The following is a 14788-nucleotide window of genomic DNA, read 5'->3' as shown; positions in this document are numbered from 1 at the left end:
GTAAAGAAAAGGAACCCCGTTCGCAAGTGAACGAAGTTCCACATAAACCCTCCATCAACACCCGTTGACAAAGAGCCGTTAAATACCTCAATTTTATGACCATTATCTGGGAAACTTAACATTGTCCGCTATACGTTGAACGCCAACGACAAAAATAGCTGACTTTAAGCCAAGTGTTGCACCGCATTACGAGCAGAAAAAGCGGCATAGCCGGCGGTGCTACCAGGTAAAGTTACCGCATACGTGTCGCCAACTAACATGCCCGCGGCATCGTTGCCGACTGCATATAGCCCTGGTACTGGATAACCATGATCATTCAACACACCATTATCCTCATCAACACGTAAACCACCTAGCGCACACGCCATGCCGACTCCTAATTCTACGGCATAAAATGGTCCTTGACGCACACTAGTTAAATACGCAGCGGCTTTGCCAAAATCAGTATCGGCACCAGCTTGAACTAATTGATTGTAATGCGCAATGGTTGTTGGGAGCTTGCCTAAGTGAAGCTTATTTGCCAAGCCTTCAATTGTTGCTGCTTGGGTTAAATACTTGGCACCACGCGTCGTGTCGTGGTCGATTTCAGCCTGCAACTGATCGAATCGTGCTGGTGAGACTGGCGAATTACCAACAACTTTATACAACCCAACGTTTGTCAAATGGTCAACAGCTGCTTGATCTAAAATCGAGAAGGTCCGTGCTTGGGTCAAAATCGCGCCGCCGGCATGGCACATATTATCGTTAACATCCTCATTAACGAAGCGTTCGCCACGTTCATTGACCCATAAAATCGCTTCTTGGGTAGCCGCCGCTGCTAATTGTGACGCCATGTGGACAAATGGCGGTTGTTGGCGGTCATAGATCGCCCCGCCACCATATTGAATGGCCCCGAGTTGATAATGCGCTGCGCCCGCTTGCCAAGCCAGTTGCATCCCGTCACCAGTCGATTTACCATCACTGACAGACAATAACCGGCTGGCAAATGGTGTCCGTTGTTGCACTAACGCCGGATTATCAACATAGCCTCCAGTCGCTAAAATCACATCAGTTGTGGTCACATCACGTGTTTGACCAGTGGCTTCATTCATGATGGTCACCCCAGTGATGTGCCCATTTTGCAGCAGCAACTGCTTGGCACTGACACTCATGGCAAATTCAGCCCCCATCGCTTGGGCCTTGGCAAACAAGACTTGGACGGCCGCATGACCGCCACCGGCAAAACTATGAATCGTCGGCCAACTCTTGCCTTGACCCCCAACTTGACTGAACTTAACCCCTAAGTCATGCAGCCAATCAATCGTTGCCCCACTATTATCGATCAACTTTTTCAAATGCGGGGCGCTAGCTTCATAGTGCGAATAGTCTAGTTCCGATTGCAGTAACTTAGTCCGGTCGATTTGAACACCTTGCTGCTTTTGTAAATAACTATCGACCCCCATGGCGCCTTCAACGTAATTCCCATCGCCGCCAATCGAGCGTCCTTTTTCAAGCACTAAGGTTGATCGTCCTTGTTCCCGGGCACTGACGGCGGCCACGAGACCGGCTAGGCCACCGCCAACGATAACCAGATCATATTGCGTTTGTTTTGGAAACATCTGCGTGACCCCCTTATTTCAATCCGACCGAAACCCCACCATCACTTAAGACCGTTTGACCAGTCATAAAGGTGGCCTCACTGGCAACAAAGACGAAGACTTTTGCGACTTCAGCAGCAGTTTCATACCGTTTCATTGGCACCGTTGGTAAGATTTTTTCTAGAAAACCACCATCATTTAACAGCGTCTTAGTCAATCCAGGTGCCACACAGTTAACCCGAATATTGTCCGCCGCATAATCCACCGCAGCCGCTTGGGTCATGCCCATAATGCCATTTTTAGCCGCATTATAAGCGCCCATGCCACCCGGGTTATAAATACTTCCAAGCGCACCCGTATTCACGATCGACCCGAAGCCTTGTTTTAAGAATAATTTGATTTCAGCGCGCATACATTGGAACGTGCCCCGTAAATCCAAATTGATCGTCTTATCAAAGTCATCATCGGTTAATTCCACAAATGGTTTGAGCGTACCGCCACCAGCATTATTCATCACATAGTCTAAACGCCCAAAGTCAGCCATCACTTGATCTAGGCCCGCTTGAATACTGTCATTATCCATGACATTCATCACTAAGCCAGTGATTTTACCGTCATAGTTAGCCGCTAACTTTTCAGCGACGGCCGTCACTTCGGGATTATAATCAGCCAACACCACGTTCGCACCTTGCTTCGCAAATTCCTCGCTAATCGCAAACCCAATGCCTTGTGCCGCCCCCGTCACCATCGCAACTTTATCTTTTAACATGAGCTAGACCTCCGCTTTCACTTGACTTAAACTTTTAACCGCTTCGGTGGCCGCAATCCAACCGGAGACAAAGGCAAAGCCATTCGCAATGCCTTCATAACTTGGATAGCCATCAGAATACAAGCCATTAACATTATTACCAACCACATACAAATCCTTGATTGGCGCGCCCGCTTTGGTGACGGGTGCACAATTCCGGTTCACATTAACGCCATCTAATGTACCTAAAATGGCACAATGTTCAACGATTGCATATACTGGACCATCTTCAACCCCAAACAACAATTCATCCGTGGGTTTTAAGAAAGTCGTATCATTTTGTTGCGCAACGGCTTGATTGTAACTTTGAATGCTGCGTTGTAACGCCGCTAATGGCAATTTCAGCTTAGTGGCTAACGCCGCCAGCGAATCGGCTTTAACAACTTCACCGGTTTGACTAGCCGCATCAAAATCAGCTTGAATATTGGAAAGTGGTCCTACCGTGGTTCGTGGTGTTTGCCCAACTTCACAAAACTGGCGTTCAAAAGTATCTTCTAATGACACTGTTTGGGTTCTAAAGTGATCCAACGTCTTTTGATCTAAAACCACGTAATATTTGCCCTGCACATTATGGGCGGCATTGGCCCACATCGCAAAATCATAAACCACATCTTCATTGACGAACCGGTTGGCAGTTTTGTCGAGCCAAAGTAACGGTAAGTTCGTCAGCGTTTCAACACTACTATCCCGGCGCATTGGGTTGATTTGCCGACTAGGCGCACAGCCATGGGCAAATAACACAGGCGCATGGGTCGTATCAGCGCCCAGCTTTTGGGCCAACTTGATGCCCGTCCCGTCAGCTTTACGTTCACCGAGATTTAGAAATTCTGCGGCATCGGCATATTTATCAGCCATTAATTGGGCATCCCCGCAATAACCGCCATCCGCAAAGATTACTTTAGTCGTTTCGATACGGGTCTGTGTACCAGCTTTATCGGCCACAATCACCGCTTTTAAGCCATCGTCATAGTCCAAATCAACCGCAGCCGTTTCTAGTAACACTTGATTACCCGCCGCAATAAATTGTGCCGGTAGTCGGTCCCAGTTCGTCATTTTTTCTTTGAAGTTATTAAACTTATGATAGACAAGTGGATCATTTAAATGGGCTTTTTGTTCACTAGGTTCGACGGTCACTGGCAATCCCATGGCTGCCAGCCGCTCAATGTTGGCACCCGATAGCTTTAAGAACCGGGCTAACAACTCACCGTTGACAAAATAATGATTGTAATCGGTGAACCCCTTAAAGGCCGCTTCATAGCCGTAAGTCACACCTTTAGCTTGTTGCTGTTTCGAGTTAACAGCAAAGACCCCGTGAGCGCCAAACTTACCGGCCCCGCCAACTTTGTCACCCCGTTCAACTAAGATAAATGGGACTTGTCGTTGATATAACTCAAACGCCGCTGAAATACCGGCTGAACCAGAGCCAACGACGACTACTGCTGTTGATAACGTTTTCATTTGCAAATTCACCCTTTCATGTCAATCAATCATTCGATACTTAAATTGTAGATTGGTTCACAATTAAAGGTCAACACATAAAAGTTACTAGCGATAACTTCAACTTATCGCGCGCATGACTAGTTTAACAAGTTCAGGATTAGCCGTGCGATTCATCGCAATTACCACCTTAAATGCCTGGCGGAGATGCGCGGGGGCATATCTGTAAATATTTTCACAATTAGCTGGAATTTCAAAATTTTCTGGCACCATCGTCAACCCACCACGGAAATTCACATTCAAGCATGCCGCCGCAAAACTATTCACACCCGCCACTTGCTGAAAATCCCAATCGGCTTGCCGATAAGCTTTGAGCATTGCCGCTTGAATATCCGAGATGCCCGTTGATTGCCAGTACTGTAAATAAAAGGTCGACTGTCGCGCCAACGTCTGTAAGTCGGCCGACTGAGTCGCTACTGCCGTTGCATTAAACAACAAATCAAAGTTGATTGTTTTTAACGGAACGGTCTTTAATTTCGCATTATTCAAAAAAGCCAATTCAAACCCAATTAGCAAGTCATAGTCGCCCTTGATCAGACGGCTAATACTGTGATTAAAGGCCTCTTCATCAAAATTAATGTGGGTCCGGGCAGGCAATTGATTCGCAAATTCAGCGGCATCCGCCGCTAATCCTTGTAAGAAGTGAATGCGCACAAGTTGCTCTGGATGCGTATCTGGATGTCGCCAGATCTCGTTATACGCATTCAGAATCTCAACTGCTCGTTGATAAAACTGTTCCCCCACCGGGGTTAACGAAAACTGGCCCGCAGCACGATTCAACAGCTTATGACCTAGCGCAGCTTCCAACTTACTGATGGCCGAACTTACGGCAGTTTCAGATACATAGTTGCGTTTTGCCGCTGAGCCAAACCCATGTGTCTGCACCACATCGACGAAATACTTAACTGGCATTAAATTATAATTCATTTCTCCACCCACTTTTATCGCGATTTATTTTGACTGCAACGCCATCAAATCGACTAACACTAGTTTATCAGAACTAAAAAGCACCCGTAACACCAGGCCTAACGCCATGCGTGTTGCGGGTACTATTATGATAACTTAACCGAGTGCATCTTGAACCAGTTTCTTTTGGAAATTCACTAACAGGCAGGCGACACCTAAAATCAAGGCTAAGACCCCACTGACAGAAAAAGCATTTAAGCCCATGCTCTTAACCGCGCTCGTTAATGGATTGATGATGAAGGGACTGACAACCCCACCAACTGAGTAAATGGCCACGTAGACCCCCAGCGCCATCGAAACACTATTTTTACCGACCGTAATCGAGATCAAGTATGGGAATTGCCCCATCGCAATACTCATCGCTGCACCGACAAAGAAACTGCCGACAAAGGCTAACATCAATGAATGACCAAAACCAACTAATAAGTAAGATAACCCATATAAGATAAAGGACATTGAAATTGAGGTATATTTAAACTTCTTACCGATAACCCCAACAATCAACCCACAAAGCATCCCACCGATCAAGGAAATTGTCGATGTTAATGCGGCTTGAGATGTGGCCCCAAGTTTTTCATCAACGACAAACAATGAGATATTATTGTTCAACACATTGTTAAGCAACATCGTAAAGAAGGCCCAAAACGCGCAGTAGAAGACATATTTATTTAATTGAATCTTCTCACCACTATTGCCATCATCTTGGTTCACTTGTTCTGGATGCAATGGCACTAATGCTAGCGTAACGACTAAGACTAACAATGTGAAAATATAGATCCAATAATTGTTGACCCAAGTATTGGTTGCCGCTAACTGGCCACCACCCATGATGAAAATGATGCCACCGATATTCGTGAAAGTAGTCGTTAGGCCCATCGTAGATTGCCGTTCTTTTTCGGGCAACATTTGTGAAATCAAGACTTGCGATAAGTTCGTACAAGCCCCCTGGCCTAAGCCAACTAAACAGGAACAAAATAGCAAGAACGCAAAACTATCATGATAAGCTAGTGGCAAAAAACCACCAATCACGACTAACACGATCGCACTTAATGTTAAGGTTTTAAGATTGATTTTGCTGGCGGTCAGCTTCCCAATGATTAAACCAGCCAACATCATAAATAAATTTGGTAATGATGTTAACATTTGAACGCTGGTATTGCCTAACGCAAATGTTTTGGCAATCGCTGCATAGGAAGGCGTAATGGCTAATGCGGCCATCCCCATTGAACTAACAGCTAATACCCCGATCCGGGTTTTTGAAATATATGACTTACTTGGCGTGTCCATGACGCAGAGCCCCCTTATAAATTATCGCGGTACTATTTATTGCACCGTCGCAGTTGTCGCTTTAATGTAATCCGCCGCACTCGTGCCGGCAATCCGACCGGACGTCCAGGTAAAACCAGATGCTAATCCTTCAAAAGCTGGATAACTGTGACCTTCATAATAGCCGCCGGCATTGGCACCACCGGTATAAAGACCAGGAATTGGTTTAAAGTTATCATCTAAGACCGCTAAATCTTCATCGACCCGTACACCACCAACGGTACCTAAGTAGGCTGCTTGACTGATAAAGGCATAAAACGGCCCTTTTTCAACTGAGTACGCTAATGATTTAGTTGATTTGCTGAATTCTTGATCATCTTTGGCGGCAATTGCTTGATTGTAAGTCGCAACTGTTTTGGCTAGTGCTGCTGGATTCAAGCCAGCTTTTTCAGCTAGTTCCGCCAACGTGGTACCTTTATAGGCGGTTTCACCTTGAATCGCTGCTTCAGCTAACTTAGTAAAGTCGCCACGACCCGTTGCGGCTCCAGGACCAGCTTGTGAGACTTCTTCAGAATTTTTATCCGCGGTAAATGTATCTAATGTCGCTTGGTCAACGATAAATAAGTACTTGCCACCTTGTGACCAAGCAGCATTGGCCCATTCCACCGTGTCGTAGACGACATCTTCATTAGCGAACCGTTCACCTTTCATGTTGACCCAAAGTTGTGGGGTTAATAATAATTGCGTTAAGGCATTCGATGAGAAACCCGCTAAATGTTGGTTAGAAGTCTTTTGGGTGACTTTTGATTTGGCTAATTGCGCAGCATGAATCAACGCATGGCTGTCAATATCCGTCGCACCAGCTTTGACCATTGCGTTCATCCCTTCACCGTTGTTTGGGACACCCAAGGTCCGTAAGTTAGGCGTATGCATGGTCTTAGCGACTTTTTTAGCATCACCACCATAGCCACCAGTCGCTACCACGACGGCTTTAGCATTGATGGTTAAATCGTCACCATCGGTCGTCATCGCAGTCGCACCAGCAACCTTGCCGTCTGCCATGATCAAGTCAGTCAACGTCGTGTTGAATTGGAACTTAACGCCAGCATCTTCCAGGGTTTGTTGAACCCGTTGATAACTTTCATCTTTATGTTGATACATGTGATAGGAGCCACCACGATAAGCATTGTCGCGATGGGCAAATTGCGTGGTGTTTTCAGTTGGGTTGAGTTTAATTTCCATCCCCATGCCTTCCAACCAAGCCAAGGTATCCGCAGAACTATTTACGATGCGGGATAATAACGTCCCGTTAGACAAGTAATGGTTATAACTGGCTAATTCCGCAATTGCTTCTTTGGTCGATAAATGTAAGCCTGCCGCTTGTTGTTCTTTGGAATTAATTGCGAAAAAGCCACTGGAAATTTTCGTATTCCCACCAATTTGTGATTGCTTTTCAATGACTAAAACGTTTAACCCTTTTTCAGCTGCAGCATAAGCGGCCGCCAAGCCAGTGCCACCAGTCCCAGCTACTAAAACATCAGTATTCATCGTTTGATTTGTCATCTTTGTTCACTCCTTAACTTGATTTGCAAAATCAGTATAATGCTAAAAATTGAACAAGTAGATAGTGTATAATATCTTTATAACTACGGAGAAGTATCTTTTCTGCAAATAGGAGGGGTTATTTTGGCTAAAAATTATGTCGTTGCGTCTGAGCTAGCGTTGAAAGAAACCGATTTCAACGAGACGAGTTTCAAAATCGGTTCCGAAAATGAAAACATTAGCACATGTTTTCACATTCGTTTCATTGAAAGTTTATCCGCTTGCGAATTGTCCTTAAATGGGAAGTACGTTTCACTCTCACCATTTGACGTCATCATGCTATCATCGCCACAACCCATGACGTTAAGTAATTTGGCCGCGCCGGCGCAATTGCGAGTCTTTTCGGAATGTTTGCATGCGCCAACTCCGCTTAATATGGTGGTTGTCGGTGATAACCCGATGGTCCACGACCTAATGAACGCTGGCGAACATGACCCGCATTACATCGTGTACCGCCACCTCAATGACCAAATCAAACATCGCTATTTTGATTTACTGGCCGAAATCGAACGGCAAGACTTAACCGATGTCTTCTTAAGTTACCAACGTGAAATGACGGCTGGCCTATTACTAACCGAGCTACTCCGTAACCACGAACAGACGATTTCGATTTCAGACTCAGATTTTCCAGGCACCGATATTCACCATGCTAGCGCGGATACGCAATCTGGGTTGATCTTTAACTACCTCGTTCGCCATAGTCAAGACGCCACATTACGCGGTACCGCAGCTCACTTTGGTTATGATAAGAACTACTTTTCACGCCTTTGTCGCAAGCTCTTTGATAAAAGCTTTACTGGTCAACTCGCGTTTATTCGAATCGAACTGGCTAAACGAATGCTTGCTCTATCGAATAAAACGATTGAAGAAATTGCCTTTGAATTAGGCTATAAAAATATGAGTAGCTTTTTTGCGGTCTTTAAACGGGCCCTCAATATGACGCCCAATGAATATCGGGCCAGTCACGGTTATCGCCGAACAACCAGTTAGCCTCATGCGCCTTCAATCAGTGCGCTAACTGGATTTTGGTTAGGATGTTTACCTTATCGTAAGGCTCTTTACTTAATCTTAATCAGCTTTAACAAGCCCCCATTTTCCCATTTCTGTAACAAGCCGGCTAACCAACCTTTTGATTGTCAAGCTTACGGCGCCTAGCTTTTATCAAATCACTCCCGGGTCGTCACAAATTACGGCGCCCCTTAACTAGTAAAAAGACTGCCATCTTTGCCACGGCTTCTTAACGCGCTTGATATTGGTTTGTAACATAGCCGCGCTAAACTCGTGCCAATCGATTAAGCAAACTCGAGTTAAGCTTAGCACCTGAAAAAGCATTTACAGAAATGGAGTTTATCAATTTGAAAAAATTCATGCGTACCATCTTAACAACCTCTGCCATTGCCACTGGATTAGTCTTTGTCGGTAGTGTTTCAGCCAACGCGGATACCACCACGGCACCCCACGGTGGGACCACTTATGCCGCTCGTCCCAGTCAACACTACGGCTACCACCGGTTAGCGACAACGACTGGCACAAGTACTGCTGCAACAAACACTGGGACCTCAACTAGTTCAAGTAGTACAACGGCTACCACCAGTTCAACGTCAACGTCTAGCTCATCAAGTTCTTCGACTTATACTGGGAGCAATTTGAAGAGTTACGTCTTGAGTCAAATGGCCTCACGGACTGGGGTTTCTGAATCAACTTGGAACACGATCATTACCCGCGAATCCAACTGGGAACCTTATGTTGTCAACAGTTCTAGTGGTGCTTATGGGTTATTCCAAAATATGCACATTAGTAGTGGTTCCGTCGAAGCCCAAGTCGACGCCGCTGTTAGTCTCTATGAAGCCCAAGGATTAAGTGCTTGGGGTTACTAGACTAATAGCTACCCCCGCCTAAAATAGCAAAACGCCGCGACCACGCTTAAGTTGGTCGCGGCGTTTTTTCGTTGACTTAAACAGACCGCTTTAGTTTGCGACAAAAAGAATTAATATTTTAATTGCCACATATTGATTTATCCCCTTAACTATTGTGCTGATTTTAAGCTTCACCCATACCCAATTCAGGATATAAGTATCACTAATGAAAAATTTATTGTTCAATTAGAAAACCGCCAGTTTTCACGTCTCAACACACACAATTGTCATAATAAATAGTTATAGTGTGATTCATAATTTTTTTAAAAACATAACCAGCCAACCCAACCTTTTCCAGATATAAGACATTGTCATAAAGCTAATATTGTTGTTATGTAGGCGTTTTGAGTGTGTTTAGCCTATTGAATTGTACATGTTAAGGGGCTACACTATCAGTGTAGAGAAATATTAAGAATGTATTACTTGTATATTTAATAAACGAGGCACGTTACATAAATAAAGGGGAATCGGGCTATGCGTACGAATCAGCACACCAACGTTATCACCGCACAAAAGGAACATTATAAAATGTATAAAAAAGGGCGCATTTGGCTTTTTGCTGGTGTCTTAGCCATTACCGCTTGGCAAGGTCGGATCGTGGCTCAAGCAGATACAACCACCGACACGGCAACCGCGGCCACGACCACTGCGACCACTAATACCACAACTGCCAAAACGGTCACTTTAAAAAGCACTAGCGATACAACCACAACACCAACTACTGCAGGAACAACAGCTGATCATGACAGTACTACCACGACAACTAATGATAATACCCCAGCGACGACTACCGATAAGATGACAACGACACAAGCTGCCACCACAGATAGCACTAATGAAAGCGATTCAAAAGAAACGACGACAACCACTGCCACTGACCAAACCGACACTAATGCCGATGTCACAACTAGCGATAGTCCCACAACTGACAGTAACACTAAAAACGTAACCACCGCCGCAACCGACCAGGCAACACAAAGTACCACGTCAACGACGGCTAATACAACGACAACTGACCAAGCCACTAAAGAAGTGACAGCCCCCACAACAGCAGGTACAACAACTGATTCAGCTACTAAAGAAACAGCAACTGACACCACCACGCCTACGACAACCGAAACAACAACGACCGTAACACCAGTGACGACGACAGCTGATAATGCGCCGGTCACTGACGCCGTATCATCTGATGTCAAAACGCAACAATCAACGCCAACGCTTAATCGAGCATTGCTCATGAAAGCTGCCGCCATTACCGCTAGCACTGACCTGGCCAGCGGGACCTGGGGCACCAGTGCTTGGCGGATCGATGCGGATGGGGTTTTACACTTTGGGGCTGGGACTTTTGCCGAAGGCACCCCAACTTGGCTCAACTATAAGACCCAAGTCAAGACCATTACTTTTGATGACAAGGTCACAGCAGCCGCCAATTCAACTGGCTTATTTGCTTCATTAAGTAATCTAACGACCATTACCAATCCTAATATGTTAGATACCAGCAACGTGACGGACATGACACAATTATTTAAAGATGATGCCAGCTTAACCGCTTTAGATTTAAGCAGTTGGCAGACAAGTAACGTCACCAGCCTCGCCTCAACTTTTTACAATGACGTTAACTTGACTAGCCTAAACGTTAGCGCTTGGGATACTAGTAACGTCACCACTTTACGGCTGACATTCGGTGAAGATGTTAGTTTAACCAGCCTGGACCTGGACAACTGGGACACGAGTAATGTCACCAATATGTATGGGACTTTTTCAACCGAGAATGGCCCAGTTAATCACCTTAGCGATTTAAAAATCGACAAGTGGCAAACTGGTAAGGTCACCACGATGTTTAATATGTTCGGTAACGCCGCTAGTCTCGTTAGTTTAGACTTGGATGGCTGGGATACGAGTAACGTTACCAATATGTATATGATGTTTTACAACAACTCAAGCTTGAAATCACTAAAAGCTGATAAATGGGACACTGGCAAGGTAACCGATATGTATTTAATGTTTTACGGTGACAGTAGTTTGACCGACCTTGATCCTAGCAATTGGGATACCCACAGTGTTACCCGACTCCAAGGCACTTTTTATGGTACCAGCATCGCCAAACTCGACTTGCACAAGTGGGATACCAGCAATGTCACCAACCTGGTGATGACTTTCTCCAATAATAAAGCGTTAACTGATATTAATGTTAAAGGCTGGAATGTTGAAAAGGTTACCAGTAGTTTATCCACTTTTAGCAGTGATCCTAAATTAACCAGTTTAGACTTAACCGGCTGGAACTTGCTTAATGCTGTTAATACCGAGAACATGTTTGCCTATAATGACAACTTAACTACTGTCATCATGCCCAATATGACTTTGCCAAAAGTCACAGATGCCAGCTACATGTTCGCCAATGATTCCAAACTAGCTTATGCCGATACGGCTAAATTTGATTTTAGTCACTTGACCAACGCCACCTCAATGTTTGATGGCGACAGTGCTTTGAATGGCATCGACACGACGAACTGGGATTTGAGTCAAGTCACCGATGCGCCTTATATGTTTTACGATAATGGTCGTTTGACTAGCTTAGATACTAGCAATTGGCACCTTAATAGCTTAACTAATGCGAATAGCCTGTTTTATCATGATGGTAACTTAACTAGTTTAGGTGATACGACCAACTGGAACCTCAGCAAGTTGACTGATGGGACCTCAATGTTTGATACCACTAGTAGTTTGACCGAGTTAAATACCGTTAACTGGGGACTCGGTGCCATGACGCAGGCCAGTTATATGTTCTATGGCAACACCAGCCTGACAACTTTGGGCGATACGAATTGGGACCTCAATAACTTAGTCAATGCCTACGATATGTTCTTTGACGATCACAGTCTCACCGCGCTTAATACCACCAACTGGGGGCTAAGCAACCTCGTTACCGCAACACAGATGTTTTACAACAATGCGGCGTTAACCGAATTAGCCACGACGAACTGGGACGTCCGCAAGCTCCAAGACGCAACCAACTTATTCATGAATGATTCGGGTTTAACTGAATTGGACGTTTCTAAGTGGCAAACCGACAGTTTAACTAACGCCAACAGCCTATTTTATAACGATAGTGCCCTGACAACCTTGGATGTCTCGGGTTGGAATATGCGTCACGTGGTTAATACTGGTGGGATGTTCAATAAGATGAGTAGTCTGCTTAGTCTCGATCTATCTCAATGGCAAACTGATAGTCTCCAAACGGCTAATAGTATGTTCAACCGCAACTATGCCCTACAGTCCGTTAAGTTCGGGAGTGGTTGGAACACCACTCAAGTTGGAGCGATTCAAAACTTATTCGCCGACACTTACGCTTTAAGCGCCGTTGATTTATCAAACTTTGACATGCGTTATGTCACCCTAGCACCAATGTTTACGCGCGCGACTGGCTTACGTACATTGACCTTGGGCACTAATTCCGTCTTATCTAATGGCGACGTCAACGTTGATTTGCCTGATGTGCCAACTACGGATGGCTACTCTGGTCACTGGGTCAATACTGAGGGCCAAACGTTTACTTCCGCTGAACTCATGGCACTATACAATGGCACCAATACGGCAATCGCTGACACGTATATTTGGCAAATTGATCACACGACTTTAGCCGTTCATGATTCAACCGTCATCCAAACGCAAAAAGCAACTTGGACCGCAGCAGACAACTTTACCAGTGCCACTGATGTTGCTGGTAATGCCTTAACTAGTACAGATGTTGCCACGACCGGTGATGTTGATTTAGCCACCCCAGGTACTTACACTGTCACTTACACGACCGCCAGTGGGCAAACGGCGACGGCAACCATTACCGTGACGGCCAGTCAAGGATCGGTTAGTGCACAAGATATCACCATTACTAAAGGCGCAACTTGGCAAGCAGCTGATAATTTCCTTGGGGCCACGGATATCAACGGCCAAGCACTAACTTTAGCTGACATCGTGGTCACCGGAGCCGACCAAGTTGACACGAGTAAAGTCGGCCAACAATACGCCGTCACTTACAGTTACACTGATGCCAATGGCAATGTCTTTAGTCGAACCATTAACGTCACGATTGCGGATACCCAAGTCAACGTCAAAGCTCATGATACGACCTTGATCCAAGGTCAAACTTGGACAGCTACCGATAGTCTAGATGACGCCACTGATGCTGACGGTAATGTCGTTGCCTTAACTGATGTCACGGTAAGCGGGGCTGACCAAGTCGACACCAAGCGCCCCGGGCAATATCAAGTTAGCTACACCTATCAAGATCAATACGGCAATACCGCCACAGCAACTGTGCTGGTAACGGTCGTCGCCACTAAAACCACAATCAACCTTAAGGATCTGGCCGTTACCGCTGGTGGCACTTGGCTACCAGCTGACAGCTTCGTCAGTGGGACTGATGCCAATGGTCAAGCACTAACTTTAGCTGACTTAACCATCAGTGGTGCTGATAAAGTGAACTTGGCACAAGCTGGTCAATATCCGGTCACTTACAGTTACACGGACACTTACGGCAATGTCATTACTAAGACGGCAACCATTACCGTTAAAGCCGCTACCGTTACTGATCCTGATGATAATAACCAAGGCGAAACTGGTGGGTCAACAACTAATCCTGACACCAATAACAATGGTGGTGGGACAACAACGCCAACCACCCCGGATACCGACACTAATACGGACGGTAATACGACCACACCAGATACGGATACAACGACTAATGGGACGGGTGATACCATCAATCCCGGTACTGATTCGACTAACACTGGCAAGACGACTACTGCACCAACAACTGATTGGGATGGCAACACCATTAACACCACCAACCCAACTCAGAAGACCGGAACGAGCACTTGGGCTGGTGCCACCATCAAACCAACTGCAACTACCACTAAGTTAGCAGCAACACCGACAACTGAATCTCAGACGGCACATTTATCTACTGGCAAAATAAGCTTAACCACACCAGCAGCCGACCAGGCCAAGGTTGCATCGGCCTTACCACAAACTGATGAAACCGCGCCTAAGACAACTTCACTCTTAGGATTAGTGTTATTAGGGACTAGTGCCCTTATGGCCGCTTTCGGTAAACGCCGACGCGTTGAAAAATAAAGCACTATTCAAAAGCGCCATCG

9 protein-coding genes are annotated in these 14788 nt (G+C 45.6%); 3 read left to right on the top strand and 6 right to left on the bottom strand.

Annotated elements, in window-relative coordinates:
• Window positions 1-164: 164 nt before the first annotated feature.
• The 6 genes from FFM75_RS12305 to FFM75_RS12280 all read right to left on the bottom strand — a co-directional run bounded on the left by FFM75_RS12305 (window position 165) and on the right by FFM75_RS12280 (window position 7677).
• On the bottom strand, window positions 165-1598 hold the full coding sequence (locus FFM75_RS12305; RefSeq protein WP_137629463.1) for a vinyl phenol reductase: 1434 nt from the start codon (window positions 1596-1598) through the stop codon (window positions 165-167).
• A 13-nt stretch (window positions 1599-1611) separates the two neighbouring features.
• Window positions 1612-2346: an SDR family NAD(P)-dependent oxidoreductase gene (locus FFM75_RS12300; RefSeq protein ID WP_137629462.1), complete on the bottom strand. Its 735-nt coding sequence runs from the start codon at window positions 2344-2346 to the stop codon at window positions 1612-1614.
• Between the two features lie 3 nt (window positions 2347-2349).
• On the bottom strand, window positions 2350-3843 hold the full coding sequence (locus tag FFM75_RS12295; RefSeq protein WP_137629461.1) for an FAD-binding protein: 1494 nt from the start codon (window positions 3841-3843) through the stop codon (window positions 2350-2352).
• Window positions 3844-3942: 99 nt separating this feature from the next.
• The gene (locus FFM75_RS12290) at window positions 3943-4809 is read right to left on the bottom strand and encodes a LysR family transcriptional regulator (protein WP_137629460.1); all 867 of its coding nucleotides are present in this window, start codon (window positions 4807-4809) and stop codon (window positions 3943-3945) included.
• 135 nt (window positions 4810-4944) lie between these two features.
• On the bottom strand, window positions 4945-6135 hold the full coding sequence (locus FFM75_RS12285; RefSeq protein WP_137629459.1) for an MFS transporter: 1191 nt from the start codon (window positions 6133-6135) through the stop codon (window positions 4945-4947).
• 36 nt (window positions 6136-6171) lie between these two features.
• A complete protein-coding gene (locus FFM75_RS12280; RefSeq protein WP_137629458.1) occupies window positions 6172-7677 on the bottom strand; it encodes an FAD-dependent oxidoreductase in 1506 nt (501 codons plus the stop codon).
• Window positions 7678-7800: 123 nt separating this feature from the next.
• Here FFM75_RS12280 and FFM75_RS12275 point away from each other — a divergent pair, with 123 nt between their 5' ends.
• From FFM75_RS12275 to FFM75_RS12265, 3 genes are all read left to right on the top strand, one after another.
• Window positions 7801-8706: a helix-turn-helix domain-containing protein gene (locus tag FFM75_RS12275; RefSeq protein WP_137629457.1), complete on the top strand. Its 906-nt coding sequence runs from the start codon at window positions 7801-7803 to the stop codon at window positions 8704-8706.
• Between the two features lie 365 nt (window positions 8707-9071).
• A complete protein-coding gene (locus FFM75_RS12270; RefSeq protein WP_223876678.1) occupies window positions 9072-9593 on the top strand; it encodes a transglycosylase SLT domain-containing protein in 522 nt (173 codons plus the stop codon).
• A gap of 513 nt (window positions 9594-10106) precedes the next feature.
• The gene (locus tag FFM75_RS12265) at window positions 10107-14765 is read left to right on the top strand and encodes a BspA family leucine-rich repeat surface protein (protein WP_137629455.1); all 4659 of its coding nucleotides are present in this window, start codon (window positions 10107-10109) and stop codon (window positions 14763-14765) included.
• Window positions 14766-14788 lie beyond the last annotated feature (23 nt).

Origin of the sequence: Lactiplantibacillus daowaiensis (assembly GCF_005405085.1) — a bacterium.
Lineage (GTDB): Bacteria > Bacillota > Bacilli > Lactobacillales > Lactobacillaceae > Lactiplantibacillus > Lactiplantibacillus daowaiensis.
This window is presented reverse-complemented; position numbering and strand designations above follow the sequence as displayed.